23 protein-coding genes, 2 tRNA genes and 1 pseudogene are annotated in these 26316 nt (G+C 69.0%); 16 read left to right on the top strand and 10 right to left on the bottom strand.

What is annotated here, in order from left to right; all coding sequences use genetic code 11:
- Window positions 1-92: 92 nt before the first annotated feature.
- The 5 genes from ABD289_RS03950 to rpmH are packed head-to-tail and all read right to left on the bottom strand — an operon-like array spanning window position 93 to window position 2630.
- The gene (locus ABD289_RS03950) at window positions 93-671 is read right to left on the bottom strand and encodes a Jag family protein (protein WP_344126593.1); all 579 of its coding nucleotides are present in this window, start codon (window positions 669-671) and stop codon (window positions 93-95) included.
- Window positions 672-704: 33 nt separating this feature from the next.
- Window positions 705-1661: a membrane protein insertase YidC gene (yidC, locus tag ABD289_RS03945; RefSeq protein ID WP_344126591.1), complete on the bottom strand. Its 957-nt coding sequence runs from the start codon at window positions 1659-1661 to the stop codon at window positions 705-707.
- 1 nt (window position 1662) lies between these two features.
- Window positions 1663-1977 (bottom strand): membrane protein insertion efficiency factor YidD, encoded by a 315-nt coding sequence (gene yidD / locus ABD289_RS03940; protein ID WP_344126589.1) that lies wholly within the window; start codon window positions 1975-1977, stop codon window positions 1663-1665.
- Between the two features lie 50 nt (window positions 1978-2027).
- The gene (rnpA, locus tag ABD289_RS03935; protein ID WP_344126587.1) at window positions 2028-2474 is read right to left on the bottom strand and encodes a ribonuclease P protein component; all 447 of its coding nucleotides are present in this window, start codon (window positions 2472-2474) and stop codon (window positions 2028-2030) included.
- Between the two features lie 12 nt (window positions 2475-2486).
- On the bottom strand, window positions 2487-2630 hold the full coding sequence (gene rpmH, locus ABD289_RS03930) for a 50S ribosomal protein L34 (RefSeq protein ID WP_125092573.1): 144 nt from the start codon (window positions 2628-2630) through the stop codon (window positions 2487-2489).
- Between the two features lie 674 nt (window positions 2631-3304).
- Here rpmH and dnaA point away from each other — a divergent pair.
- The 11 genes and pseudogenes from dnaA (at window position 3305) to ABD289_RS03875 (ending at window position 17154) form a co-directional block, all read left to right on the top strand.
- On the top strand, window positions 3305-5215 hold the full coding sequence (dnaA, locus tag ABD289_RS03925) for a chromosomal replication initiator protein DnaA (RefSeq protein ID WP_344126584.1): 1911 nt from the start codon (window positions 3305-3307) through the stop codon (window positions 5213-5215).
- A gap of 1279 nt (window positions 5216-6494) precedes the next feature.
- Complete coding sequence (gene dnaN / locus ABD289_RS03920; RefSeq protein ID WP_344126582.1) at window positions 6495-7619, top strand: DNA polymerase III subunit beta; 1125 nt, start codon at window positions 6495-6497, stop codon at window positions 7617-7619.
- Window positions 7620-7791: 172 nt separating this feature from the next.
- Window positions 7792-8676 carry a phosphogluconate dehydrogenase (NAD(+)-dependent, decarboxylating) gene (gene gnd, locus ABD289_RS03915; RefSeq protein WP_344126580.1) on the top strand — a complete coding sequence of 295 codons (885 nt, stop codon included), beginning with the start codon at window positions 7792-7794 and terminating at the stop codon, window positions 8674-8676.
- A 295-nt stretch (window positions 8677-8971) separates the two neighbouring features.
- Complete coding sequence (recF, locus tag ABD289_RS03910) at window positions 8972-10159, top strand: DNA replication/repair protein RecF (protein WP_344126578.1); 1188 nt, start codon at window positions 8972-8974, stop codon at window positions 10157-10159.
- A gap of 163 nt (window positions 10160-10322) precedes the next feature.
- Window positions 10323-10820 carry a DciA family protein gene (locus ABD289_RS03905; RefSeq protein WP_344127133.1) on the top strand — a complete coding sequence of 166 codons (498 nt, stop codon included), beginning with the start codon at window positions 10323-10325 and terminating at the stop codon, window positions 10818-10820.
- Between the two features lie 425 nt (window positions 10821-11245).
- On the top strand, window positions 11246-13213 hold the full coding sequence (gene gyrB, locus ABD289_RS03900; protein ID WP_344126576.1) for a DNA topoisomerase (ATP-hydrolyzing) subunit B: 1968 nt from the start codon (window positions 11246-11248) through the stop codon (window positions 13211-13213).
- A 50-nt stretch (window positions 13214-13263) separates the two neighbouring features.
- Entirely contained in the window at window positions 13264-15759 is a 2496-nt protein-coding gene (gene gyrA, locus ABD289_RS03895) for a DNA gyrase subunit A (protein WP_344126574.1), read from the top strand.
- A gap of 54 nt (window positions 15760-15813) precedes the next feature.
- Entirely contained in the window at window positions 15814-16632 is an 819-nt protein-coding gene (locus tag ABD289_RS03890) for a DUF3566 domain-containing protein (RefSeq protein ID WP_344126572.1), read from the top strand.
- Window positions 16633-16769: 137 nt separating this feature from the next.
- Window positions 16770-16843, top strand: a tRNA-Ile gene (locus ABD289_RS03885).
- A gap of 71 nt (window positions 16844-16914) precedes the next feature.
- Window positions 16915-17022: pseudogene (locus ABD289_RS03880) on the top strand (DLW-39 family protein); the annotation flags it as partial.
- A gap of 59 nt (window positions 17023-17081) precedes the next feature.
- A tRNA-Ala gene (locus ABD289_RS03875) sits at window positions 17082-17154 on the top strand.
- Window positions 17155-17590: 436 nt separating this feature from the next.
- Here ABD289_RS03875 and ABD289_RS03870 read toward each other — a convergent pair.
- Window positions 17591-18184: a hypothetical protein gene (locus ABD289_RS03870; protein ID WP_344126568.1), complete on the bottom strand. Its 594-nt coding sequence runs from the start codon at window positions 18182-18184 to the stop codon at window positions 17591-17593.
- Between the two features lie 141 nt (window positions 18185-18325).
- On the opposite strand from ABD289_RS03870, the gene ABD289_RS03865 reads away from it, so the two are divergent.
- Entirely contained in the window at window positions 18326-18874 is a 549-nt protein-coding gene (locus ABD289_RS03865; RefSeq protein WP_344126566.1) for a peptidylprolyl isomerase, read from the top strand.
- A gap of 22 nt (window positions 18875-18896) precedes the next feature.
- Window positions 18897-19820, top strand: coding sequence for a rhomboid family intramembrane serine protease (locus tag ABD289_RS03860; RefSeq protein WP_344126563.1), 924 nt, complete (start codon window positions 18897-18899; stop codon window positions 19818-19820).
- Between the two features lie 57 nt (window positions 19821-19877).
- Here the strand turns inward: ABD289_RS03860 and ABD289_RS03855 are convergent, their stop codons facing one another.
- On the bottom strand, window positions 19878-20294 hold the full coding sequence (locus tag ABD289_RS03855; RefSeq protein ID WP_344126561.1) for a PH domain-containing protein: 417 nt from the start codon (window positions 20292-20294) through the stop codon (window positions 19878-19880).
- Window positions 20295-20530: 236 nt separating this feature from the next.
- Window positions 20531-20797, bottom strand: coding sequence for a cell division protein CrgA (gene crgA, locus ABD289_RS03850; protein WP_344126559.1), 267 nt, complete (start codon window positions 20795-20797; stop codon window positions 20531-20533).
- Window positions 20798-21030: 233 nt separating this feature from the next.
- Between crgA and ABD289_RS03845 the strand changes: the two genes are divergently transcribed.
- The 3 genes from ABD289_RS03845 (at window position 21031) to ABD289_RS03835 (ending at window position 22825) form a co-directional block, all read left to right on the top strand.
- Complete coding sequence (locus ABD289_RS03845) at window positions 21031-21885, top strand: class E sortase (protein WP_344126557.1); 855 nt, start codon at window positions 21031-21033, stop codon at window positions 21883-21885.
- On the top strand, window positions 21885-22040 hold the full coding sequence (locus tag ABD289_RS03840; protein ID WP_344126555.1) for a hypothetical protein: 156 nt from the start codon (window positions 21885-21887) through the stop codon (window positions 22038-22040). The genes ABD289_RS03845 and ABD289_RS03840 overlap by 1 nt, the downstream gene beginning before the upstream one ends.
- A gap of 143 nt (window positions 22041-22183) precedes the next feature.
- Window positions 22184-22825, top strand: a complete 642-nt coding sequence (locus ABD289_RS03835) for an aminodeoxychorismate/anthranilate synthase component II (protein WP_344126553.1) — start codon at window positions 22184-22186, stop codon at window positions 22823-22825.
- A gap of 97 nt (window positions 22826-22922) precedes the next feature.
- Here the strand turns inward: ABD289_RS03835 and pknB are convergent, their stop codons facing one another.
- Both pknB and ABD289_RS03825 read right to left on the bottom strand, forming a co-directional pair.
- Window positions 22923-24902, bottom strand: a complete 1980-nt coding sequence (gene pknB / locus ABD289_RS03830) for a Stk1 family PASTA domain-containing Ser/Thr kinase (RefSeq protein WP_344126551.1) — start codon at window positions 24900-24902, stop codon at window positions 22923-22925.
- Window positions 24899-26314 (bottom strand): serine/threonine-protein kinase, encoded by a 1416-nt coding sequence (locus tag ABD289_RS03825; protein WP_344126549.1) that lies wholly within the window; start codon window positions 26312-26314, stop codon window positions 24899-24901. Before ABD289_RS03825 ends, pknB begins: the two co-directional genes overlap by 4 nt.
- Window positions 26315-26316 lie beyond the last annotated feature (2 nt).

Genomic DNA, 26316 nt, shown 5'->3' with positions numbered 1-26316 from the left:
AAAACGTCACGGTGATGCGATGAACCGCGCCCTTCGGCGGGCACGAAAAAAGGCCCCCGCCACGATGTGGCGAGGGCCCGATCGAGGAGCCGTCAGCTCTTGAAGACCACGACCTTGCGGTTCGGCTCTTCACCCTCCGACTCGCTGTAAACGCCGTCGACCGCGGCGATGGCGTCGTGAATGATCTTGCGCTCGAACGGGGTCATCGGGCGCATCCGCGTTTCCTTGCCCGAGCTGAGGACCTCTTCGGCGGTGCTGCGGCCGAGCTCGGTGAGCTCCTGGCGACGGCCGGCGCGCCAGCCGCTGACGTCCAGCATGAGCCGGCTGCGGACGCCGGTCTCCTGCTGCACGGCCAACCGGGTCAGCTCCTGCAGGGACTCGAGCACCTGGCCCCGATTGCCGACCAACTGCTCCAGGTCGCTACCGCCCTCGATGCTGACCACCGCGCGGCCGGCTTCGACGTCCAGGTCGATATCGCCGTCGTAGTCCAGCAAGTCGAGCAACCGCTCCAGGTAGTCGCCCGCGACATCGCCTTCCTGCACCAGGAGGGCCTCAGTGTTGGACACCTGCTCGGCGCCGGATTCCTCGGCCGACTCCTCGGCCGACCCGGACTCCTCGGTCACAGTCTCTTCGGCTTCGGCCGGGGTCGACTCCTGCACAGTTTCAGACACTGGGTGTCTCCTCTCCAGGGGTTCGCGACGAACTCAGCGGGACTCGCCCGGCTGGTCGGTGTCACGAGAACGGTCTTCGATCGCCCCGGGGATCTCACCGGGTTGGTCCTTACCCGCTTCCGTCGTGCGGTCCTCGGCGGTCTCACCACCGGGGGAGGCCTCGACGACGGCGGAGTCCACGACCGCGGGCGCGTCGGAGCTCTCGGCCGACGCCGCCTCCTCGCGGTCGATCTTGCGGTACACCACGCGCTGCTGCCCCAACGTCCAGAAGTTGTTGGCCAGCCAGTAAATCAGAATCGCCAGCGGCAGGAAGGGACCACCGATGATCGCGAACATCGGGAAGATCCACAGCATCAGCTTGCCCATCATGGCGGCCTGCGGATTGGCCGTGGCCTCCTGGCTCTGCCGCTCCATCGAGTGCCGGGCGGTGAAGTGCGTGGCGATCGCGGCGGCGATCATCAGCGGCACCGCGACCACCAGCATCGACACCCGGTCGGTACCGAAGCTCGCGAGCACCTCGGGGGACTGGCTGATGTGGTTGGACAGCTTCGCGCCGAACAGGTCGGCCGCGACGAAGGAGTTCACGCCCTCGGCATCGAAGACGAAGTTCGACTCCGCGCCGGGCTTGAACCCGTTGAGGACGTGGAACAGACCGATGAACACCGGCACCTGAACCAGCATCGGCAAGCAGCCGGACAGCGGGTTGAACCCGTGCTCGCTCTGCAGCTTCTGCATCTCCTCGGCGAGCTTCTGCCGGTCGTCGCCGTGCTTGTTCTGCAGGTCGCGCACCATCGGCGCGAACTCCTGCATCTTCTTCATCGACCGGACCTGGTGCACGAACGGCTTGTACAGCAGCGCCCGCAGGGTGAAGACGAGGAAGACCACCGCCAGCGCCCAGGCGAACCCGCTGGCCGGGTCCAGCACGAAGCCGAACACCTTGTGCCAGAACCAGAGGATGGCCGACACGGGGTAGTAGATGAAGTCGAGCACGCTACTCCTCGGCGGTTTTGTCAGATTCGCGAACGCCGGTGGTCGCGGACCGCCGACGAGCAGGCGGGACCGGATCCAGGCCACCAGGATGCCAGGGTCCGCAGCGCAGCAGCCTGCGGAGGGTGAGCCAGCCACCGCGGAAGAACCCGTGCGCGGTGAGCGCCTCGACCGCGTAGGCGCTGCAGCTCGGGTAGAAGCGGCACGTCGGCGGCAACAGCGGTGAGATCAACTTGCGGTAGACGTGCACGGGCGCGAGCAGCAACCACGCGGCCGGGCTGGGACGCCCGGGGGTGTCGTGCTCTCGGTCCTGTGCCATCACGAACCCGCCATCATTTTCGAACCGGCCATTGCCCTGCGGCCCGGTCACTACTTCGAGATGACCGGCGGACCGTCGGGGTGGTGGATGCGCAGCTTGCGCAACGCCCCGTCGAGATCCGCACCGAGCTCATCGCTGGCGGCGTGGGCCGCCGCAGGCAGTGCGCGCACCACCACCAGTGTGCCTTCCGGCAGGTTCGGCAGGCGGTCGCGCATCAGGTGCCGCAGCCTGCGGGCGACCCGGTGGCGGACCACCGCGACACCCACGGCTTTGCTCACGACAAAACCCACCCGGGTCGATCCTGTCGACTCCCGGGTGGGTGCCGTGTTCTGTTCGACTTCCGACGAGGCTTCGCCGACGGCTGCAGCCGAGCTCGCGATCGCCGGGTCCGGACGCAGTGCGTGGACCACCAGACGGGATCGTCCTGCTCGGCGGCCACGACGAACCACCAGGCGGAATTCCTGGTTCTTGGTCAGCCGGGCTGCCGCGGGAAGCACAGCCGGACGCGATCAGGCAGACAGCTGCGCGCGGCCCCGGCGACGGCGCGCGGCCACGATGGCCCGGCCGGCGCGAGTGCGCATGCGCAGCCGGAACCCGTGCTTCCTGGCACGGCGGCGGTTGTTCGGCTGGAAAGTGCGCTTGCCCTTGCTCACGGTCGGATCTCCCGGTTACTACAGGCACCGAGGCCACAAAGAACCACGGTTCGGTCTGGATGTCCCTGGGTCGGGCCCACCATGTCGAGGGAACCCGCGGTCACCGGCCGTACGAAAAGTCGGCGCAGCGACATGCCCGCTCCACAGAACGGGGGACTGTACGAGGGTACGCCAGGGCCAACGGCAGGTGCACAACCGGGGTCGGCAACGGCGTGCGAACGAGTCCGCGCGAGCGCGGCGGTGGTGTCTCCCGGGCGCGGGGAGAACCGCCGCGCCGGTCCCGAGACGACGGGCTGCTGGTGCTCGCTTCCGCATCTCCGGTTCCCCCGCAGGCTCCCACACCGCGGCGACCGGGTAGCCTCCGGGATCTGGTTGTGGGCGTGGCAGCTCCTTGTTAGCGTGCCTGTCTGCGATGGCGCAGGCCGATGGGTGGGAGCGTCGGTCTGGTCGAGGGCCTGACCTCGGTCGCAGCTGGTACACCGGCCCCAGGGGGAACTACCGAAGCGGCCTGCCGTACCTTCATACACACGTTGTGGACAACTCTGTGGACACGTGTGTCCTCAGAGTCGCCTACGCTGGTCCCGTGCTCGTCGTCCGCTGCCCATGCAACCTTGGGGGCTGACCCTCGGGACCGCAACCGGGGACGAATTCAGCGAGGGGAGGGGAGCAAGGCGGTGTCCGACCACCAAGCCGATCTCGGTCGGGTTTGGGAAGAGGTGGTGCAGGAGCTGTCCTCCGGCACCCTGTCCCCGCAACAGCGCGCGTGGATGCGCGTGACCAGGCCAATCGGTCTCCTCGACGGGACCGCACTGCTGGCCGCTCCCAGCGATTTCGCCAAGGAAGCCATCGAGCGCGCGCTGCGCGACCCGATCACCGACGCGCTGTCCCGCAGGCTCGGGCGCACGGTCTCGCTGGCGGTCAAGGTGGACACCGCGGTGCCCGCGCCGACTCGCCCGGTCGCCGCACCCGCACCGGAGGCGGGCAACGGCGCTTCCGCCGAAGCCGAGCAGCAGCAGTCCTCCGCCACGTACGTATCCATCCCCAGCTTCGGCACATCTGGGGATAACTTCGGGCACACCGCGCACACCGGGTCGATCCCGGTGGTGCCGAGCGACCCGCCGCCGAACTCCCCGCGGCCGAGCCCCGGGGCATCGACCTCCGCCGGACCAGCTCCGCCGTCCTCGGCCCCGAGCGCACCGACCGGCGAACCGAAGCACGCCAAGCCGGAGCCCCAGTCGGGAGTCGACTTCCCGACCACCGAGTTCAAGTGGCCCGGCGGCGAAGCACCGAAGCCCGCGGCCGAACCGGAACCGCAGCAGTCTTCCGAGCAGTCGGCCCAACCGGCCCCGCAGCAGGACGAGGCTCCGAGCGCGCAGGCGACCGATGCTTCCGCCGAGGCCGAAGCGCCTGCGGCCGAGAGCTCCGAGGCCACCGGCGAGCCCGAGGACAACGGCGTCTGGCCGACCTTCGGACGCTCCGGGCACTCCGCGCAGGCCGTCGAGCAGCAGCAGGGGCAGCCGTTCACCGCGCCCAAGCACGCGCCGCCGACCTCGCAGACCAGGCTCAACTCGAAGTACACCTTCGACACGTTCGTGATCGGCTCGTCGAACCGGTTCGCGCACGCCGCCGCGGTCGCCGCGGCCGAGGCCCCCGCCCGGGCGTACAACCCGCTGTTCATCTGGGGCGAGTCCGGTCTCGGCAAGACGCACCTGCTGCACGCGGTCGGGCACTACACGCAGCGGCTGTTCCCCGGGATGCGGGTCCGCTACGTCTCGACCGAGGAGTTCACCAACGACTTCATCAACTCGCTGCGCGACGACCGCCAGGTGGCCTTCCAGCGCCGCTACCGCGATGTCGACGTGCTGCTGGTCGATGACATCCAGTTCTTGGAGGGCAAGGAAGGTACTCAGGAGGAGTTCTTCCACACCTTCAACACGCTGCACAACTCGAACAAGCAGATCGTGGTCTCCTCGGACCGCCCGCCGAAGGGGTTGCGCACGCTGGAGGACCGGCTGCGCACGCGCTTCGAGTGGGGTCTGATCACCGACATCCAGCCGCCCGAGCTGGAGACCCGGATCGCGATCCTGCGCAAGAAGGCGGCCCAGGATCGGATGAACGCGCCCGCCGACGTGCTGGAGTTCATCGCCTCGCGCATCGAGCGCAACATCCGCGAGCTCGAGGGCGCGCTGATCCGGGTCACGGCCTTCGCCTCGCTGAACCGGCAACCGGTCGATCTGCAGCTGGCCGAGATCGTGCTGCGCGATCTCATCCCGGACTCGCAGACGCCGGAGATCACCGCGCCGACCATCATGGCCGTCACCGCGGACTACTTCGGCGTGACCATGGACGACCTGTGCGGACCGGGCAAGACCAAGGCGCTGGCCCAGGCCCGGCAGATCGCCATGTACCTGTGCCGCGAGCTGACCGATTCGTCGCTGCCCAAGATCGGGCAGTCCTTCGGCAGTCGCGACCACACCACGGTCATGTACGCGGACAAGAAGATCCGCAAGGAGATGGCCGAACGCCGCCGGGTCTACGAGCACGTCCAGGAACTCACCGCCCGCATCAAGCAGCAGTCCCGCTGAGGAACCGTTGCTCCGCCCTGCCACTGCGCGGTCCTGCGCGCGGCAGGAGCCGATGCCCGGGCCTCACCGGCCAGCTAGCCGCTCCTCTGACCTGCGGTTTTATCCGGTGAGGCGCTCATTTGGCCGCTGCGGCCCGATTTTGAGTCCCCTGGAGTGATTGCCCGGGCGGCGAACGCCCGATCTTTCTGCTAACGGGGGTCGCCCGCGTCGACCCGGTCCACCAGAAAGATCCGAGCCGATCCGGCCGGGGTGAACCACCGCTCGGCGGGCGCCGCAGCGCGGCGCACCGCGCGGATCGGACCCCGCGAGCGCGACCCCGGAACCTTTCTGCTGGACCACCTCGGCCCGGCCAACCCCCGAAATCAGAAAGATTCGCGAGCCCCGCACGGGCCATCGCGCCCGCCCGAACCGACCGCGAGGCCGCAGCGGGTGCCCCGCGGGCCCGCGATCAGCACTCCTCGTGGCCAATTCGTCGCTCTTCGCACCCGCTGGCGGCCGCGGCGGCGGCGAACTTTTCTGCGCACCCGGGTGGGCTTCACCTCATCTCCCCGGCAGAAAAACCGCGCAGCGGGGAGATGTCCACAGCGACCTCCATCCCCAGGGCTGACCTGGAGATTTCCCCAATTCATCCACAAGCTGTGCACATCTGCACCCCCGTCTGCCCACATGGCTTCGCCGGGTTGCCAACAGCTCTCTCACAACCTTGCCCACAACCCGACCGGTGGAGAAGTGCAAATCCACGGGGGATCGGGACAACCCGGGGAACAACTGGGGATCGAAGTGTGGACAACTGGGGATGACTGTGGAGCGATCGAAGGGGGTCAGAAGTTGTCCACCACCCGGCTGTCGCAGTCCCCGGTTACTTCCAGTGGTCGTCCACACCGCACGAGGCGCTACGACCAGCAAAAAGGGGACTTGTCCCCACAACTCACAGCCCTTACTACTACTGCGCTCATTTCCTCTCTTTAAAGAAGAGAAGAGAAAAGAAAGAGGGGCGGTGGACAAGTGGACAACCTCCCGGCGACCGCCTCGAAGCCGCCAGGTGAACGCCAGGACCCGGATGCGGATCTCCACGAGCACGCTCTACGGTGGAACTTCCGCGAGGACCGCATCCGTGAACTTCGCCCGGCGATCTGCTGCACCACCGGTTCGGTCGCCTTGCTCGGTGCGTTCATCGCGGAACGCTTCGCCTCGGCGCGAAGCCCATCGAACCTTCCAGCCGCGCACGGCTCGACAAGTTCTCGGCAGCCAAGCCACGGCTGAAACCGAAAGGACACCCATGAAGATCCGCGTGGAGCGCGACGGCCTGGCCGACGCCGTCGCCTGGGTCGCGCGCAGCCTCCCGTCGCGGCCACCGGTTCCGGTGCTGGGCGGCGTGCTGCTCGATGCGAGCTCCGGAGAGGCGTTGACCATCTCCGGTTTCGACTACGAGGTTTCGGCGCAGGTCACCACCGAGGCTTCGATCGACGCGAGCGGCAAGACCCTGGTCTCCGGACGCCTGCTGGCCGACATCACCAAGGCGCTGCCCAACCGCCCGGTGGAACTCACCGTGGACGGCTCCCGGGTCAGCATCAGCTGCGGCAGCTCGAAGTTCAGCCTGCCGACGATGCCGGTCGAGGACTACCCGGCGCTGCCGGCGATGCCCGACCACGTCGGCTCGGTGCCCGGTGATCTGTTCAGCGAGGCGGTCGGCCAGGTCGCGGTCGCGGCGGGCAAGGACGACACGCTGCCGATGCTCACCGGCATCCGGATGGAGATCAACGCGGACAAGCTGACCATGGTCGCCACCGACCGGTTCCGGCTGGCGATGCGCGAGTTCACCTGGGAGCCGGGCACGACGCTCGCCGACACCTCGGTGCTGGTCCCGGCCAAGACGCTCGCCGATTCCGCCAAGACGCTCAGCGTCGGCGGCAGCAAGGTGGAGATCTCGCTGGCCGCGGGCGATGGCCTGATCGGCCTGTCCGGTTCCACCCGGCGCACCACCAGCAGGCTGCTGGACGCGGAGTTCCCGAAGTACCGCCAGCTGCTGCCCTCCGAGAGCGCGGTGACCGCCGACGTCGACGTCGCTCCGCTGGCCGAGGCGATCAAGCGCGTGTCGCTGGTCGCCGAGCGCGGCACGCAGGTGCGGCTGGAGTTCTCCGACCGCCTGCTGCGGCTGACCGCCGGTGGCGACGACGAGGGCTCCGCCGAGGAAGAGCTCCCGGTCGAGCTCTCCGGCGAGCCGCTCACCATCGCGTTCAACCCGACCTACCTGATGGACGGGCTCGGCGCGCTCAAGTCGGACCGGGCGCAGCTGCAGTTCACCACCTCCAACCGCCCGGCGTTGATCAAGCCGATCGGTGAGGACGGGACCGTTCAGGAGGGCTACCTCTACCTGCTGATGCCGGTGCGTCTCCCGGGTTGATTCCGGTTCGGCTGGTGGTGCGTCACATCCGGCCCACCGCCAGCCGACGGCTGCCGGCCTTGGTGGTTAGGCTCGAAGTCAGATCGATTCAGCGGGCGAGCTATCGCCCCCAGGAGGCCGGCCGCGCGCCGACCCCGGCAGTCGACACATTTGTTCGGATAGGGGATTTCCAGTGCAACTCGGGCTTGTCGGCCTCGGCCGAATGGGTTTCAACATGCGCGAGCGGCTGCGGGCCGCCGGCCACGAGGTGGTCGGCTACGACCGCAACGCCGACGTCAGCGATGTCGCGTCGATCGCGGAGCTGGTCGAGAAGCTGTCCGGTCCGCGCGTCGTGTGGATCATGGTTCCGCACGGTGACCCGACCCGGCAGACCGTCGAGGAGCTGTCCGGCCTGCTGTCGGCGGGTGACCTGGTGATCGAGGGCGGCAACTCGCGGTTCACCGACGACCAGTCGAACGCGGCGCTGCTCGCGGAGAACGGCATCAAGTACGTCGATGTCGGCGTCTCCGGCGGCGTCTGGGGTGCCACGAACGGGTACGGCCTGATGGCCGGCGGTGACACCGAGGACATCGAGCGGGCCATGCCGATCTTCGACGCGCTGCGCCCGGAGGGACCTCGCGAGGAGGGCTTCGCGCACTCCGGACCGGTCGGTGCCGGGCACTACGCGAAGATGGTGCACAACGGCATCGAGTACGGCCTGATGCAGGCCTACGCCGAGGGCTTCGAGCTGCTGGACGCCTCCGGGGTGGTCACCGACGTGCCTGCCACGATCAAGGCGTGGAGCCGCGGCACGGTCGTGCGCTCCTGGCTGCTGGACCTGCTGGTCCGGGCGCTGGAGGAGGACCCGGAGCTCTCCGAGCTGCGCGGCTACGTGCAGGACTCCGGCGAGGGCCGCTGGACCATCGAGGAGTCGATCAACAACTCGGTCCCGGCCCCGGTCATGACCGCCGCGCTGTTCGCGCGCTTCGCCTCCCGGCAGGACGACTCCCCGGCGATGAAGGCCGTCGCCGCGCTGCGCAACCAGTTCGGCGGTCACTCCGTGCAGAAGTCCGACTGAGGGACTTTTTCTGTGTGGGGCTTGCGGGGCGGTGCAGGTAGGGGAACCTGACGCGTCGCGTGGCTGCGGGATCCGCTCCTTGAGTAGCCACAAGCGGCGTCACGGCTGTCCTCGCCACACGACGCGTCAGAACCCCCGGCGGTGCGAGCTGAGCCCCGCACTTGAGACGGCGGCTGCCGCCGCATACCGCCATCGGGGGTGATCGGTTTCGGACCGGTCACCCCCATCGCAGGTCGGGCCGGACCCGGGCGGGCGCCACGAAATCGGATCTTGGCGACCACTAGGTTGGACTGCCGTGTACGTGCGTCATTTGCAGGTGAACGACTTCCGGTCCTGGTCGCACGCCGACCTGTCGCTGGACCCGGGGATCACCGTGCTGGTCGGGGCGAACGGCCAGGGCAAGACGAACCTGGTCGAGGCGATCGGCTACGTCGCGACGCTGGGTTCGCACCGGGTCTCCAGCGATGCGCCGCTGGTCCGGGACGGTGCGAACCGGGCAGTGGTGCGCGCCGCGGTGGTCAACGGCGGCCGCGAGCTGCTGGTGGAGCTCGAGATCACCGCGGGCAAGGCCAACCGCGCCCGGATCAACCGCGGCGCGGCCGGTAAGCCGCGCGACGTGCTGGGGATCCTGCGCACCGTGCTGTTCGCGCCGGAAGACCTCTCCATCGTGCGCGGTGACCCGGGCGAACGCCGCCGGTTCATGGACGAGCTGCTGGTCGCCCGTTCGCCCAAGTACGCGGGGGTGCGCTCGGACTACGAGCGGGTGCTGCGCCAGCGCAGCGCCCTGCTGAAGTCGGCAGGTGCCGCGCGCAAGGGCGGCGGCAAGGCCGATGTGCGGACCCTGGAGGTCTGGGACGGGCATCTGGCGCGCTTCGGCGCCGAGCTGCTGGCCGGGCGGCTCGCCCTGGTGTCGGCTCTCGGACCGCACGTGACCAGGGCGTACGCCAGCGTCGCCGCGACCGATGAGGCCACCGCGCCATCCGGGCGGGTGGCCGACCTGCGCTACCGCAGCAGTCTCGGCGAGTCGCTGCCCGCCGGTTACGGGGAGCCAGGCCGGGAGCAGCCCGCGCACGACGAGATGGTCGCGGCGCTGGAGTCGGCGCTGCTGGCCGAGCTGGAGCAGGTCCGCCCGCAGGAGATCGAGCGCGGGGTCTCGCTGGTGGGCCCGCACCGCGACGACCTGGAGCTGCTGCTCGGGGACCTGCCGACCAAGGGCTACGCCAGCCACGGCGAGTCCTGGTCGTTCGTGCTGGCGTTGCGGCTGGCCTCCTACCACCTGCTCACCGATGATGGCGCCGAACCGGTGTTGATCCTGGACGACGTGTTCGCCGAGCTCGACCGGCGGCGCCGGGCCCGGCTGGCCGAACTGGTCGCCGACGCCGAGCAGGTCCTGGTGACCGCTGCCGTGCCGGAGGACGTGCCGGAGGAGCTGACCGGTGTTCGCTTCGACGTCCGTGAAGGCGAGGTCCACCGTGCCGAGTGATGGACCCCGGGACGGGGGTTCCGGGAGAGGCGCAGACGGCCAAAACGATGAACCCAGGGTGACGGGCACCGCGGATGAACCTGTGGATGTCCCCACATCTGGGGATAAGGCTGTGGATAACCGGTCCTCGCCGGGTGATCCGCAGCCCGTCGAGGACGGCGAGATGCGCGGCCCCGACCTGGCCCGCGCGGCCCTGCAGGCCGCTCGCGAGCAGTCCGCGGCGAAGCGCAAGCAGCGCGGCTCGAAGCCCCAGGGCAAGGTGCGCACCCGGCGTCGTCGCGGGTGGTCGGCCGCGGGGCCGGACGACCGCGACCCGCAGCCGCTCGGCAAGCTCGCCTCGCGGATCGCCAAGGACCGCGGGTGGACCGAGAACCTCACCGGCGGTCAGGTCTTCGCCAAGTGGGGAGCGCTGGTCGGCGAGGAGGTGGCCGAGCACACCAAGCCGGTCGCGCTCAAGGACGGCGAGCTCACCGTGCAGGCGGAGTCCACGGCTTGGGCCACGCAGCTGCGGCTGCTGCAGCGGCAGATCCTCAAGCGGATCGCCGACGGGGTGGGCCGCGACGTGGTCAAGCGGATCAAGGTGCAGGGCCCCGCCGCTCCGAGCTGGCGATACGGTCCGCGACACGTGCCGGGACGTGGCCCCCGGGACACCTACGGCTAGTAATCTGCGGGATGCGGACCGTCCCGGTTTCCCGGTCGGTCGGCGGGGCGGGATTGCCCCGGCGGTGCTGATCCGCTCCCTGGCGGCGGATCGCCACCGAGATCCCACCGCAACTGTTCGCGGCTCCTCGATGGTGGATTCAGTCGAGTTCTCGGCTCTGTGAGCAAGTCAGGGGTGTCCTTGCCCCGCTTCTGTGCGGGGCGACAAGTAGAATCAGAACAGGGTGTGGCCCGACGCGCCCACGACCCGGCCGCGACGGCGGTCGGCCCCGGTCGAGAGCGGCCGGTCGCAGCGTCGGGTGCACCCGGGGTGCGGCGCCGGCAGACGAGTCGCCCCGAAGTGGTCCGCGGTGCGGGAGACAGGTTCGAACCGGCATCGACCGATCACCGTGACAGCACAGTCGGCTCTAGGAGAAATCGAGGCCCGTGGCACCGAAGAAGAGTGAATACAACGCGTCATCCATCACCGTTCTTGAGGGCCTTGAGGCCGTCCGCAAGCGCCCGGGCATGTACATCGGGTCGACCGGTGAGCGCGGTCTGCACCATCTGGTGCAGGAGGTCGTGGACAACTCGGTCGACGAGGCGATGGCAGGCCACGCGACCAAGGTCGAGGTGACGCTGCTGGCCGACGGCGGCGTGCGGGTCACCGATGACGGCCGCGGCATCCCGGTCGGCCTGCACCCGGTGGAGAAGAAGCCGACCCTCGAGGTCGTTCTGACCGTGCTGCACGCGGGCGGCAAGTTCGGCGGCGACTCCTACGCGGTCTCCGGTGGTCTGCACGGCGTCGGTGTGTCGGTGGTCAACGCCCTGTCCACGGCGCTGGAAGCCGAGGTGCACGTGGACGGCAACGTCTGGCGGCAGCGCTACAAGGACTCCAAACCGGTCGCCGACGTGGAGAAGGGCGAGAAGACCGACCGGAGCGGTACCACGATCACCTTCTGGGCCGACCCGACGATCTTCGAGACCACGACCTACAACGCCGAGACGATCGCGCGCCGCCTGCAGGAGATGGCCTTCCTGAACAAGGGGCTGATCATCACGCTGCGGGACGAGCGCGCCACCGGCGAGGACGGCGAGATCGACGGCGAGGAGGCCGCCCGGCCGAAGGAGCGCACCTTCCACTACCCGGGTGGGCTCGAGGACTTCGTCAAGCACATCAACAGCACCAAGGAGCCGATCCACCAGCGGGTGGTGTCGTTCAACGCCTCCGGCGAGGGTCACGACCTGGAAGTCGCGATGCAGTGGAACTCCGGCTTCAACCAGTCGGTGTACACCTTCGCCAACACGATCAACACCCACGAGGGCGGTACCCACGAGGAGGGCTTCCGCTCCGCGCTGACCCGCGTGGTCAACGCCTACGCCAAGGACAAGAAGCTCCTCAAGGACAAGGACGGCAGCCTCACCGGTGACGACGTCCGCGAGGGCCTGGCCGCGATCGTGTCGGTGAAGGTCTCCGAGCCGCAGTTCGAGGGGCAGACCAAGACCAAGCTGGGCAACACCGAGGTCAAGTCGTTCGTGCAGACGACCGCCTTCGAGTGGCTGACCGACTGGTTCGACCGCAACCCGGCCGAGGCCAAGACGATCGTGAACAAGGCGGTCTCCTCGGCGCAGGCGCGGATGGCCGCGCGCAAGGCCAAGGAGCTGGTCCGTCGCAAGAGCGCGATGGACATCGGCGGCCTGCCCGGCAAGCTCAAGGACTGCCAGTCCAACCAGCCGGACGAGTGCGAGCTCTACGTCGTGGAGGGCGACTCGGCGGGCGGTTCGGCCAAGGAGGGCCGCGAGTCGCGCTTCCAGGCGATCCTGCCGATCCGAGGCAAGATCATCAACGTGGAGAAGGCGCGGATCGACAAGGTCCTCAAGAACAACGAGGTCCAGTCGATCATCACCGCGCTGGGCACCGGCATCCACGACGAGTTCGACCTCTCGAAGCTGCGGTACCACAAGATCGTGATCATGGCCGACGCCGACGTCGACGGCCAGCACATCCGCACGCTGCTGCTCACGCTGCTGTTTCGCTTCATGCGCCCGCTGATCGAGGCCGGGCACGTCTACCTGGCGCAGCCGCCGCTGTACAAGATCAAGTGGCCGCGCGCGGAGCCCGACTACGTCTACAGCGACAAGGAGCGCGACGCGCTCCTGGAGCGCGGTGCCGCCGAGGGCCGCAAGCTGCCCAAGGACGACGGAATCCAGCGCTACAAGGGCCTTGGCGAGATGAACCCGGAAGAGCTCTGGGAGACCACCATGAACCCGTCGACCCGGCTGCTGATGCAGGTGTCGCTGGACGACGCCGCCACCGCCGACGAGCTGTTCAGCGTCCTGATGGGCGAGGACGTCGAGGCGCGGCGCTCGTTCATCACCCGCAACGCCAAGGATGCCGGCATGCTCGACGTGTGACGCCGGCGCGCAGGTAATCACCCGGACTTCGAAGGAAGCAAAGGACCAGCATGACTGAAATCCTGCCGCCGGAACACGGCCGGATCGAACCGGTCGAACTCCAGCAGGAGATGCAGAACTCCTACATCAACTACGCGATGAGCGTCATCGTCTCGCGCGCCCTGCCGGACGTGCGGGACGGCCTCAAGCCGGTGCACCGCCGCGTGCTCTACGCGATGCACGACGCGGGATTCCGCTCGGACCGCGGGTACGTGAAGTGCTCTCGCGTGGTCGGCGAGGTGATGGGTAACTATCACCCGCACGGTGACTCGGCGATCTACGACACGCTGGTGCGCCTCGCGCAGCCGTGGTCGATGCGCCACCCGCTCATCGACGGTCAGGGCAACTTCGGCTCGCCGGGCAACGACCCGGCCGCGGCCATGCGCTACACCGAGTGCAGGCTCGACCCGTTGTCGACGCACATGCTCGCCGACATCGAAGAGGACACCGTCGAGTTCTCGGACAACTACGACGGCCGCACCCAGGAGCCCGACGTGCTCCCGTCGCGCTTCCCGAACCTGCTGGTCAACGGCGGTGGCGGCATCGCGGTCGGGATGGCGACCAACATCCCGCCGCACAACCTGCGCGAGGTCGCCGACGGGGTCAACTGGCTGCTGGACAACCCCGAGGCCGAGGACGACGAGCTGCTCGAAGCGCTGATGCAGCGGATCAAGGGCCCGGACTTCCCGACCCGCGGTCTGATCCTGGGCAACAACGCGATCGCGGACGCCTACCGCACCGGCCGCGGCTCGGTGAAGATGCGCGCCGTCGTCAACGTCGAAGAGGACAACAAGGGCCGCACGATCCTGGTCGTCACCGAGCTGCCGTACCAGGTCAACCCGGACAACCTCATCGAGAACATCGCGACGATGCACCGCGAGGGCAAGATCTCCGGCATCTCGGACATCGCCGACGAGTCGAACTCCCGGCGCGGGATGCGGATCGTGGTCACGCTCAAGCGGGACGCGATCCCGAAGGTCGTGCTCAACAACCTCTACAAGCACACCCAGCTGCAGACCACCTTCGGCGTGAACATGCTGGCGCTGGTCGACGGCGTGCCGCGCACGCTGCGGCTGGACCAGACGATCCGGTACTACGTCAAGCACCAGATCGACGTCATCGTCCGCCGGACGAAGTACCGGCTGCGCAAGGCCGAGGAGCGGGCGCACGTCCTGCGCGGTCTGGCCAAGGCGCTGGACGCCCTGGACGACGTCATCGCGCTGATCCGGCAGTCGCCGACGGTGGACGAGGCGCGCACCGGTCTGATCGGGCTGCTGGACATCGACGAGATCCAGGCCAACGCGATCCTCGAGATGCAGCTGCGCAGGCTGGCCGCGATGGAGCGCCAGAAGATCATCGACCAGCTGGCCGAGATCGAGCGCGAGATCGAGGACCTCAAGGACATCCTGGAGAAGCCGGAGCGCCAGCGCGCGATCATCCGCGACGAGCTCGCCGCGATCGTGGACAAGCACGGCGAGGACCGGCGCACCAAGATCGTCCCGTTCGAGGGCGAGGTCTCCATGGAGGACCTCATCGCCGACGAGGACGTCGTCGTCACGATCACCCGCACCGGGTACGCCAAGCGCACCCGCACGGACCTGTACCGGGCGCAGAAGCGCGGCGGCAAGGGCGTGCAGGGCGCGGCGCTGAAGCAGGACGACATCGTCTCGCACTTCTTCGTCTGCTCGACGCACGACTGGATCCTGTTCTTCACGAACAAGGGCCGGGTCTACCGCGCCAAGGCCTACGAGCTGCCGGAGGCCAACCGCACCGCCCGCGGGCAGCACGTGGCCAACCTGCTGGCGTTCCAGCCGGACGAGCAGATCGCTCAGGTCATGCAGATCAAGGACTACACCGCGGCGCCGTACCTGGTGCTGGCGACGCGCAACGGCCTGGTCAAGAAGTCCCGTCTGACCGATTTCGATTCCAATCGATCGGGTGGACTTATCTGCATCAACCTCAAGGATGACGACGAGCTCGTCGGCGCCGTGCTGTGCTCGTCGGATGACGACCTGCTGCTGGTTTCGGCAGAGGGGCAGTCCATCCGGTTCCACGCCACCGACGAGGCGCTGCGGCCGATGGGCCGGGCCACCTCCGGCGTGCTCGGCATGCGGTTCAACCAGGGCGACGAGCTGCTCGCGATGGGTGTGTGCCGCGATGACCGGTATGTCCTCGTCGCCACCGACGGTGGTTACGCCAAGCGGACGCCGATCGAGGACTATCCGGTCCAGGGCCGGGGTGGAAAGGGCGTGCTGACTCTTCAGTACGACAACAAGCGTGGCAGGCTTGTGGCTGCGCTCATCGCCGAACTCGACGACGAGCTGTACGCGATCACCTCCGGGGGCGGGGTCATCCGGACCACCGCCAAGGAGGTGCGAAAGGCCGGCAGGCAGACGAAGGGTGTTCGTCTGATGAACCTCGACGAGGGTTCCTCGCTGGTGGCCATCGCCCGCAACGCCGACGAGGCCGCCGACCCGGACGCTGCGGGGCCGGAGCAGCAGAAGTAAAACCGTGGGCGACCACGGGGCACATCGACGCCGACGATCACCGAAGGATCGCTCGTGACACGTTCCGAGAAGCCGGAGTCCTCGGACCCGCAGCAGCAGGATGCGGACCGGACTTCGGTCAGCACCCAGACAGCCCACGAGAACGCCGAGGACGCGGCCGCGGAGTCCGGCACGTCCTCGGCGCAGGCTGCCGACGACGGCGGTGAGGCGCTCGGCGGGACCGAGGCCCCGCCGCCGTGGCAGCGGGCCACGGCCGCCTCGGAGGCCGAGACGTCCGCTACCGGCTCGGCGGACGGCACGGCAGGCGGTGGTGCCGAGGAGACCCAGACGATCCCCAAGGCGACGGCCGAGCAGGACACCGTGCGCACCCCGCTGGCCGGCATGGGCGCCGAGCGCACCCAGGTCTCGTTCACCGGCGCCGGTGCGGGAGCAGGTGCCGGTGCCGGCGGTGCGGCGGGCTCCGCGCGCGGCAGCACGCCCAACGCGACCTCGGCGCGGCGGCCGAGCCGCGGCCCGCGACGGGCGAGCCTGCAGGTCAAACGGCTCGATCCGTGGTCGGTGCTCAAGCTCGCGCTGGTGCTGTCGGTCGCGCTGTTCTTCATCTGGATGATCGCCGTGGCCGTGCTCTACGGGGTGCTCGACGGCATGGGCGTGTGGGACTCGCTCAACGGCACGTTCACCGAGCTCACCCAGCCCGATGACGCGGCCACCGAGCCGCTGATCAGCGCTGGTCGCGTGTTCGGCGTCGCCTCGATCATCGGTGCGATCAACATCGTGCTGATCACCGCGCTGGCCACGGTCGCCGCGTTCATCTACAACGTGGCGGCCGACTTCGCCGGCGGCATCGAGGTCACGCTCTCCGAGCGCGAGTGAGGCCGTGCGGACCCGGCAACGGGGTGGTCCGGTCCGTCCGTCCAGGTCGGGCCGGACCGCCGCGGGCCGGCCCGACCTGGACCCCCCTGTTCGGGCGGGGATGACCGTCCTGTAGTCTTTTCAGCACAACGCAATAAGGGCCTATAGCTCAGGCGGTTAGAGCGCTTCACTGATAATGAAGAGGTCGGAGGTTCAAGTCCCCCTAGGCCCACTGGGAATTTCTTCCCGATTTCCCCAGCTCTTGAACACACGGGCTGCGTGCCCGATTAGGAGGCGACCGGAATGAAGAAGCTGCTCGCGCTCGTCGCAGTTGCCGGTGTTGTTCTCTTCGTGGTTCGCCGGAACAAGGCCGCCAAGGCCGAGGCCGACCTCTGGCGCGAGGCCACGGCCGAGGCCTGAGCCCGCGAGGGGGGCCGCCTGACCCGGCTCGTCAGAGCCGACCCGGACCCGGGGACGTAGCTCAATTGGCAGAGCACCGCCTTTGCAAGGCGGGGGTTAGGGGTTCGATTCCCCTCGTCTCCACTTCGCGACTGTGACGCCCTGCTTCAACGCGGGGCGTTTTCGCTTTTGTCGCTCCGTCATCATGGTTGGGGGAGTGACTCCTCCAAGCCCGCTGCGGTGCGGTGGTTGGGTTTCGTTGGCTGCTTGCCTCGGGGCTCGCTCGGTCTGCTCTCGGACCAGCCTCGGGGCTCGCCCTCGGAGCAGTGCCGCTCGCTCTCCGAGCCGCCTCGCCGTGGCTGAGCGCGGGTTATTCGTGGTTTTAACTGTTGGTGATGGTCAGTGATTGCTCTGACTATTAATAGTGATCGCTTGTCTCTCGTTCGAGGCACGCGTTTTCGCAGTTCATCGGTTTGATCCGTGGGGCTCCGACGGTTGCGCTCGTGCTCTTGGTGCGGGTTACGGGTGGGAGACGTAGAAGAGGCCGGGCCCGTCGGCCCCGGCCTCTTCTGCTCGAGGGTCAGTGGTTGGGGTTCTCCGTCGGCTTGCTGCTGGGCGGGTGCCCGTCCGTCTGGGCCGGGACGGGGGAGTCGTCCTCCTGCAGGCGGTGCCGGGGAGCCGGCTTCGGGTACGGATCCCGGTCGTCGGCATCGGCGATCGGGATCTCCTCCGGGCGCCGGGTCAGCGCCACCGCCACGGCAGCGGCCGCGCCCAGCGCGGCCAGCACCAGCAGCGCCCAGGGCCACTTGCGCCGCTTCTTCGGCTCGGGATCGATCCGGGCCGCCAGCTCCTTGCGAGCGGCGGCGGCGTTCTCCGCCCACTGCTTGCGGGACTTCGCGGTGCGCTTGTCCCACTTCTTGCGGGCCTTCTTGGTGCGCTTGGCCAGCTGCTTGCGGGACATGCCGGTGGCGCGCTGGGCCAGCCTCTCCTGCAGCTCGTCGGTGTCGACACCGCGATTGGCCAGTTCCCGTTCGGCCAACGCGGCGGCCTGCTTGGTGACGGTTCCGCAGGCCTCACCGGCCCGGGCCGCGCCGTGGCGGGCCGAGCGGACCCCCGTGCCCACTGTCTTTCCCATGCTTTCGCCGGCTTTGGTCATCGCCTTCACTTCATCCATTCGGTGCCTCCCTGGCCCGGCTGTGCGGGTCGACCTCGAGTGGCGTTCGCGCACACGCGCGAGGAGCGCCCCAGAAGGGGTGGATCAACCCATACTGCACCCAGACAGAAAGTTCAGCGCGCTCGATGGCAGGATGATGGGGTGGCTGAAGACAACGGATCGCTCGTTGGGACGACGGTGACCGCGACCCTGCACACTTCGCAGGGCGACATCCGGATCAACCTGTTCCCCGACCAGGCGCCCAAGACCGTGGCCAACTTCGTGGGCCTTGCGGAAGGAACCAAGGAATACTCCGAGCCGAACGCCAAGGGTGAACGTTCCGGGCCGTTCTACGACGGTGTCATCTTCCACCGCGTGATCGACGGCTTCATGTGCCAGACGGGTGACCCGACCGGCACCGGACGGGGTGGCCCCGGCTACCAGTTCGCCGACGAGTTCCACCCGGAGCTGCAGTTCAACCGGCCTTACCTGCTGGCGATGGCCAACGCGGGGCCGAACACCAACGGCTCGCAGTTCTTCATCACCGTCGCGGCGACGAGCTGGCTGAACTACAAGCACACCATCTTCGGCGAGGTCGCCGACCAGGAATCGCGGGACGTGGTGGACACGATCGCCACGACTCCGACCGGTCGCAACGACCGCCCGGTCAACGACATCGTCATCGAGAAGGTTTCGATCGAGCGCGGCTGACGCCGCCCGGGAGGTAACCAGAATGACTGTGCCCCCCGGATCTCAACCCGGCGCGGACGGGGCGCCGGCGCAGCTTCCCGGCTGCGTGCGGCACCCCGATCGCCCGACCGGGCTGCGCTGCGTCCGGTGCGACCGGCCCGCGTGTCCGGATTGCCTGCGCGATGCCTCCGTCGGCATGCAGTGCGTCGACTGCATCGCCAAGGCCGAGAGCACCACCCGGCGACCCACGACGGTCGCGGGTGCCCGGCTGCGCGAGAAGCCGATCCTCGTTCCGGCGCTCATCGCGGTCAACGTGGTGATCTTCGCGATCACCGCGCTGCAAGCGGGCAGCATGCGCAACTTCAGTTCCGCGCTGTTCGCCGACTTCTCGATGCTGCCGATCACGGTCGCCGCCGGCGAGTGGTGGCGGTTGCTGAGCTCCGGCTTCCTGCACATCGGCTTCCTGCACCTCGCGATGAACATGATCGCGCTGTGGGTGATCGGCCGGGACCTGGAGCTGCTGCTCGGCCGCTCCCGGTTCATCGCGGTCTACGGGCTCTCGCTGCTGGGCGGCAGCGTCGCCGTGTTCCTCTTCGGCGCGGCCGATGCCCCGGTCGCCGGTGCCTCCGGAGCCGTCTACGGGCTGATGGGCGGGATCGCGATCGCGGCGCTGCGGCTCAAGGTGAGCCTGCGCCCGGTGCTGATCGTGATCGGCCTGAACATCGTGCTGAGCATCAGCATCCCCGCCATCTCGCTGCTCGGGCACCTGGGCGGCCTGGTGCTGGGCGTCGCCGCCACGGCGGCGCTGGTCTACGCGCCGCGGCAGAACCGGAACCTCGTGCAGGCCGGTGCGCTCGTCGGGCTGCTCGTGGTGCTGATCGCCGTGATCATCACCCGGGACGTGCAGTTCGGCGACATCTCGTGCTTCGGCAGCGGGATGCAGACCAGGTGCACCATGCCGCGCTGAGCCGAGCTCGCGCGCCGGGCCCGATCATCGTGCGGGGGCGGCGCGCCGGGAACGCCGCTACGGCTTGAGGTCGTGCAGCTGGAAGGCGACCTCGTAGGGGTCGGTACCGAGGTCGAGCCTGCCGAGCACTATCAGGTGCTGGTCGGCGTCGATCTCCAGGCCCGCGTTGGTGCGGCCGAAGTGGCGGTGTTCGCGGACCCGGACGGTGACCTGCGGCCAGCCGAAGTGCCTGCTGCCGGTGAGGGTGCGAACAGTCAGACCGGTGCTGTCCGCGAGCAGCCGCGGGCGGATCAGGGAGCCGTACGCCGAGGCGGCGACCAGGGCCACGAGCAGCACCGCGACGAACAACCGGTCCGCCGGGGCGTCGGCGAGGACGAGCCAGCCCGCGGCGCCCGCTGCGAGCGCCCAGCCGCACGCGACCAGGCCCTTCGCGGGTGCCCAGCAGGTCGGTCCAGGATCCGCGTCCACTGTCATCCACCCGCTATCGAGGAGTTATCCACAGGACTTATCCCCACTGGGGACTAGTTACACATGTGTGGTTCGGTGACCGCCTGTCAAGCGGCCGATGGGATGAGTGAGCCCCGAAGGGTCGGCCCTCCGGAGCTCGATCACGAACCGACACCGCCTTGGCGCCGTACCGGGATCTCGAGTTGCGGACCCCCGGGCCAGGGCGTATCGGAACAGTATTCGTGCTGGTCCGCGCGGTCGGCTCAGCGCCAGCGCATGGTCATCAGGAGCCCGATGATCATCAACGCGAAGCCGACGGCGAAATTCCACCCACCCAGGTCAGCCATGAAGCCGATCTTGTCTCCAGCGATGTAGTTGGTGACCAACCACAGCAGCCCGAGGATCATGAAGCCGAGCATCACGGCGACGTAGAGCGGGTGCGATGGACCGACGGCCTGCGCCTTCACCGGCGTGCGGCGGTCGGCGACCGGGGCGGAGGTGTCCTTCTTGCGGACCTTGGACTTCGGCATAGATGTCCTCGCCAGGTGATGCGGCACAGTGGGCCGTTCGCGGGGACGCCGTGTGGGCGGCGTTCGCGATGGCGCCGCGTGCCCGGTCGGTTGCCGTCCCGACCCCCGCCGGGAGCTTCCCGATCCGGGCGAGCTGTCGGAACGACTCGTTTTCTGTGCCCACCACGTTAACGTAATCGGAGCCGTTTTCGGGCACCCCTGGCTGAAAGCCGTGACCGGAGAGGAACGACTTCGTGGTCTCCACCGCAGCGACATCCGAGAGCTCGCCCCCGGAGCCCGAACGGCCGATCGGCCCGCGCGGCGTGGTCCGCTTCATCGGCGAGCTGCTGATCACGGCCGGACTGGTGGTGCTGTTGTTCGTCTTCTACACGGTCTACGTCACCGACTGGTTCACGGCGCGGCAGCAGCACGCGGCCTCCGAGCGGTTGCAGTCGCGCTGGCAAGAGCAGCGCGACGATCAGCCGCGCGGTCAGGTGATCCCGGAACCACCGCCGCCGGAGCGCGGCGCCGGCTTCGCCCGGTTGTACCTGCCGACGCTGGGGCCGGATCTGAACTTCACCGTTCTGGAGGGCACCGACGCGGAGACGCTCGAGGACGGTCCCGGGCACTACGAGGGCACCCAGTGGCCGGGCGAGCCCGGCAACTTCGCCGTCGCCGGTCACCGGATCGGCCGTGGTGCTCCGTTCAACGACCTGGATCGGCTGAACTCCTGCGATCCGCTCGTGGTGGAAACCGCGACGCACTGGTACGTCTACCGGGTGCTGCCGTTGCCCGGCGAGGGAACCGGCTGGGACGAGCACGGCGGGGACCCGCGCTGCGCGGGGGTCGCGCCGATGACCGGGCCCTACCAGGACGTCAGCGGCAGGCGGATCGTCGGTCCGAGCCGCGGCGACGTGATCGACCCGGTGCCCGGGGCGCCGGTGGCCGATGTGCTGGCGCCCGGGGCGAGCAGGCTGATCACCCTGACCACCTGCCACCCCGAGTTCTCCGCCCGCCAGCGGTTGATCGTCCACGGAGTGCTGACCACCGAATACCCCAAGATCGCGGGCAGCCCGCAGCTGCGCCCGGACGAGCTGGAGGAACGCTGATGTACCCCTGGATCTGGCGCCACCTGCCGGGGCCGGTCGCCGCCAAGGCGGTGCAGGCGGTGCTGCTGGCGGCCGCGGTCGTCGCGGTGCTGCTCTTCGCGGTCTTCCCCGCGGTCGAACCGCTCCTGCCGTTCAACGAGGTCACGACGCGCTAGCGCGCGGCCCGTGCTCGCGTCGCGGGTGCCGCGGCCCGGCGGCGTCCGAGTTCCGCTACCCGCACCGCCACGCGAACCCTGAACCGAAACTTCTCCCGAGGCAGGTGCTGAAAGCGATGGCCTCGGCCACGTAGGCTGTCGGCGTGCGCGTATTGGTCGTCGACAACTACGACAGCTTCGTCTACAACCTGGTGCAGTACCTGGCTCAGCTGGGTGCCGAGTGCACGGTCCGGCGCAACGACGTCGTCGCCGACGACGACGTGGCCGACGCCGACGGCATCCTGTTCAGCCCCGGACCGGGGACACCGGACCGGGCGGGCCGCACGATGGAGCTGCTCCAGCGCTGCGCCGCCGAGCGCAAGCCCGCCCTCGGCGTGTGCCTCGGGCACCAGGCCATCGGTGCGGTCTGGGGCGGCACCGTCGAGCGCGCGCCCGAACTGCTGCACGGCAAGGTCAGCGAAATCCGGCACTCCGGAGCGGGCGTGTTCGCCGGCCTGCCGGAGCCGTTCGTGGCGACCCGCTACCACTCGCTGATCGTGCGCGCGGACACCGTTCCGGACGACTTCGAGGTCACCGCCCGCACCGAGTCCGGAATCGTGATGGGCATGCGGCACCGCGAGCTCCCGATCGAGGGCGTCCAGTTCCACCCCGAGTCGGTCCTCACCGACGGCGGGCACCGGATGCTGGCCAACTGGATGGCGGCATCGGGTCATCCGGTCGATCCCGTGCTGGTCGAGACCCTCGAGGGCGAGATGCGCGCGGTGGCGGCGGCCGCGCAGCGCTGACCACCGCGCCCGCACGCGTGCTGCGGGCGCGAACCCGCGCGAACGAACGGGGCGGTGACCGATCGACGGTCACCGCCCCGAGTTCGGTCGGCAGTTCCTAGTTGTCCTGGAAGGGGAACAGGCTGTCCCCGCTGCCCGGCGACTCGCCGCTGGTGATGCCGCTGTCGTAGTCACCGATGTAGAGCGTGACCGACTGCCCCTTGCTGATCTTCTCGCCCGCCGCCGGGGACGAACCGACGACCTTGTCGTCCTGCGACTCGTCGCCCGTCGGCTGCTTCTGCTCCTGGATCGAGCCGGTCCAGCCCATGTCCTTGAGCGCCTTCTCGGCCTCGCTCTTGGACTTCCCTCGCAGGTCGGGCATGGTGATCTGATCGCCGTTGGAGACGGTCAGCGTCACCGTCGAACCGTTGCGGGCCTCGGTGCCCGGGGACGGGGACTGGTCCACCACGGTGTCGGCGGGCTTGTCGGAGTCGGTGGTCTGCTTGCTGACCTTGAACCCGGCGCCCTCCAGGAAGGCCTTCGCCGTGGAGTACGGCTGATCGCGCAGGTCCGGGATCTGGGTCTCCGGGATCTCCTGGCCGACCGTCACGGTGATCGTGGTGCCCTTGGGCACCGACTGACCCTTGCTGTCCCAGTCGATGATCTTGTCGACCAGGCTCGGGTCGTCGGTCTCCTGCTTCTTCGGCGTCAGAGCGATCTTGAGCCCGGCGGCTTCCAGCTTCTGCTGCGCCTGGCTCATGTTCAGGCCCTTGAGGTCCGGGATCGGAACCTCCTCGGGACCTTCGCCCCGGCACAGCACCAGCTGCGGGGACCGCTCCTTGTTGACCATCGTGCGGGGCTTCGGCTCCTGCTCGACGATCTTGCCGCGGCCCTGCTCGTTGGAGAAGCAGCTCTTGGGCACCGGCCGCCAGCCCTGCTGGCGGGCCTGCTGCTGGGCGACCTGCTCGGTCTGGCCCACGAAGTTGGGCACCGCGACCTGCTCCGGTTCGTCGTTGACCAGGCTGGTGACCAGCCACCCGGCCAGCGCGAGGACCGCCACGACGGCCAGCGTGACCAGCGCCACCATCCAGGGCCTGCGGCGATTGCGCTCCGGCTCCTCGTCCGGGTAGGGCACCGCGTCGTCGTTCCGGTGCTTGCCCGTTCCCATCATCTCGGTCTCGGCCGCGCCGGCGCTCGCGCCCTGGCCGAGCATCGCGGTGTGCTCCTCCTCCGACATGATCATCGGAGCCTTCGGGCGCTGCCCGGACAGCACTCGCACCAGGTCGGCGCGCATCTCGGCGGCCGACTGGTACCGGTTGTCCGGGTTCTTGCTCAGCGCCTTGAGCACCACGGCGTCCAGCGAGGCCGGTACCGAGGGCACCACGTCGGAGGGCTTGCGCGGCTCCTCCCGCACGTGCTGGTAGGCGACCGCGACCGGCGAGTCGCCGGTGAACGGCGGCTCCCCGGTGAGCAGCTCGAAGGTCACGCAGCCCGCGGCGTAGACGTCGCTTCGCGCGTCGACGGCCTCGCCGCGCGCCTGCTCCGGCGAGAGGTACTGGGCCGTGCCGATGACCGCGGCGGTCTGGGTGACCGCGGCCTGGCCGTCCGCCAGCGCGCGGGCGATGCCGAAGTCCATCACCTTCACCGCGCCGGAAAGGGTGATCATGATGTTGGCCGGCTTGACGTCGCGGTGGACGATCCCGTGCCGGTGGCTGAAGTCCAGCGCCGCCGAGGCGTCGGCCATGACCTCCATCGCGCGCCGCGACGGGAGCGGACCCTCGGTCTTGACGATGTCGCGCAGCGTCCGGCCTTCGACGTACTCCATCACGATGTAGGGCAGCGGCCCGTTCTCGGATTCGGTCTCGCCGGTGTCGTAGACGGCCACGATGGCCGGGTGGTTCAGCGCTGCGGCGTTCTGCGCCTCGCGGCGGAACCGGAGCTGGAAGGTGGGGTCGCGTGCGAGGTCGGCGCGCAGAATCTTGACCGCGACGTCCCGGCTCAGACGCGTGTCCCGGCCCCGGTGCACCTCGGACATGCCGCCGTAGCCGAGAGTCTCACCGAGCTCATATCGGTTGGACAGAAGTCGAGGTGAACTCATCGAATGGTCGTTCCGATCCTTGTCAACGGTCGTCCCATCATGCCGAGCCGCCGGTCCGTGTCGACAATCGTGCCGACGGTCGTGCCGGCCGCCGACGCGGTCCGTGCTGTATCCCCGACTTCATTCATCGGCCGACCCACGCGAAACGTTCCGTCCGTGGGGGCCTGCCGCGCAGTTTGTCCCATAGCGCGCGCGGAAGCCAGGTCCTGCGTGGTGGTGAGGTTGCTTCCGGCCTGCCCCAGGATGTTGCGGTGGGCCGTCCAATAGGTCAACCAACCAATGGCGACCAGCACAACGACGGCGAGCACGGCCGCCACCACCCACAGCACGACCCTGCCACCGCGAGCGGGGTGAGGATGGCCACGCGGCGGTGCCGCGGCCGTCTGCTGCGGTTGCGGCATCGGAGTCTGCGCTGTCGCCGCCTGGGGCGGGATCACGCCGGGCGGGTAGGTGTTGCCCATCGGCTGCCCGGCAGCCGCGGCCTGCGGCATCGCGGGCATCGTGGGTCCGCTGGTGGCCGGCGCGTTGATCTGCCGCTGCTGCGGCATGACCATCGACGCGGGTGCGGGAAGCGGCATGCCCGCGCGCACCGCGGCGACCGCGCCAGCGAACTCGCCGCCGTCGGCGTAGCGCCTGCGCGGGTCCTTCACCAGCGTGGCCTCGATCAGCGCGCGCACCCCCGGCGGCACGTCAGGCGGCAGCGGTGGTGCGATCTCGCGGATGTGCATCATCGCGACCGTCACCGCGTTGTCGGACAGGAACGGCCGGTGTCCCATCAGGCACTCGTAGCCCACGACCGCCAGCGAGTACACGTCGCTGGCCGGGGTGGCCTCGCTGCCCAGCGCCTGTTCGGGCGCGATGTAGTGCGCCGTGCCCATCACCATTCCCGAGCGGGTGACCGGTGCCGCGTCGGCCGCCTTGGCGATGCCGAAATCGGTCAACTTCACCTTGCCCTCGGGAGTGATCAGGATGTTGCCCGGCTTGACGTCCCGGTGCACCAGCCCGCGCTCGTGCGCGGCCTGCAGCGCCCGGCCCGCCTGCTCCAGCATGTCCAGCGTGTGCTCGATCGTGATCCGTTGCGTCTCGGCCAGGATGCTCGCCAGCGGCTTGCCCTCGACCAGCTCCATGACCAGGTAAGCGGTGTCGTCCGGACCGTCCGGTGCTGCGGCGGTCTCCCCGTAGTCGTGGACCGCCGCGATGCCCTGGTGGTTCAGCGACGCGGTCGTGCGCGCCTCGGTGCGGAACCGGTGCAGGAACTCGGCGTCCCCGCACAGCTCGGCCTTGAGCACCTTGATGGCCACGGTCCGGTCCAGCCGGACGTCGACCGCCTGCCACACCTCGCCCATGCCACCGACGGCGATGCGGCTGCTCAACCGGTAGCGCTCGGCGAGTAACTGGCCGGTGGTCAGCACGG

The sequence above is a fragment of the Saccharopolyspora halophila genome (assembly GCF_039531955.1).
In the GTDB taxonomy this organism is placed as follows: domain Bacteria; phylum Actinomycetota; class Actinomycetes; order Mycobacteriales; family Pseudonocardiaceae; genus Saccharopolyspora; species Saccharopolyspora halophila.
This window is presented reverse-complemented; position numbering and strand designations above follow the sequence as displayed.

Coding starts and splice junctions, on each gene's coding strand:
- ABD289_RS03870 (WP_344126568.1), bottom strand. CDS start 18,184: ATGGATGAAGTGAAGGCGATGACCAAAGCCGGCGAAAGCATGGGAAAG.
- pknB (WP_344126551.1), bottom strand. CDS start 24,902: ATGAGTTCACCTCGACTTCTGTCCAACCGATATGAGCTCGGTGAGACT.
- ABD289_RS03840 (WP_344126555.1), top strand. CDS start 21,885: ATGTACCCCTGGATCTGGCGCCACCTGCCGGGGCCGGTCGCCGCCAAG.
- crgA (WP_344126559.1), bottom strand. CDS start 20,797: ATGCCGAAGTCCAAGGTCCGCAAGAAGGACACCTCCGCCCCGGTCGCC.
- yidD (WP_344126589.1), bottom strand. CDS start 1,977: ATGGCACAGGACCGAGAGCACGACACCCCCGGGCGTCCCAGCCCGGCC.
- ABD289_RS03855 (WP_344126561.1), bottom strand. CDS start 20,294: ATGACAGTGGACGCGGATCCTGGACCGACCTGCTGGGCACCCGCGAAG.
- ABD289_RS03860 (WP_344126563.1), top strand. CDS start 18,897: ATGACTGTGCCCCCCGGATCTCAACCCGGCGCGGACGGGGCGCCGGCG.
- dnaN (WP_344126582.1), top strand. CDS start 6,495: ATGAAGATCCGCGTGGAGCGCGACGGCCTGGCCGACGCCGTCGCCTGG.
- ABD289_RS03905 (WP_344127133.1), top strand. CDS start 10,323: ATGCGCGGCCCCGACCTGGCCCGCGCGGCCCTGCAGGCCGCTCGCGAG.
- gyrA (WP_344126574.1), top strand. CDS start 13,264: ATGACTGAAATCCTGCCGCCGGAACACGGCCGGATCGAACCGGTCGAA.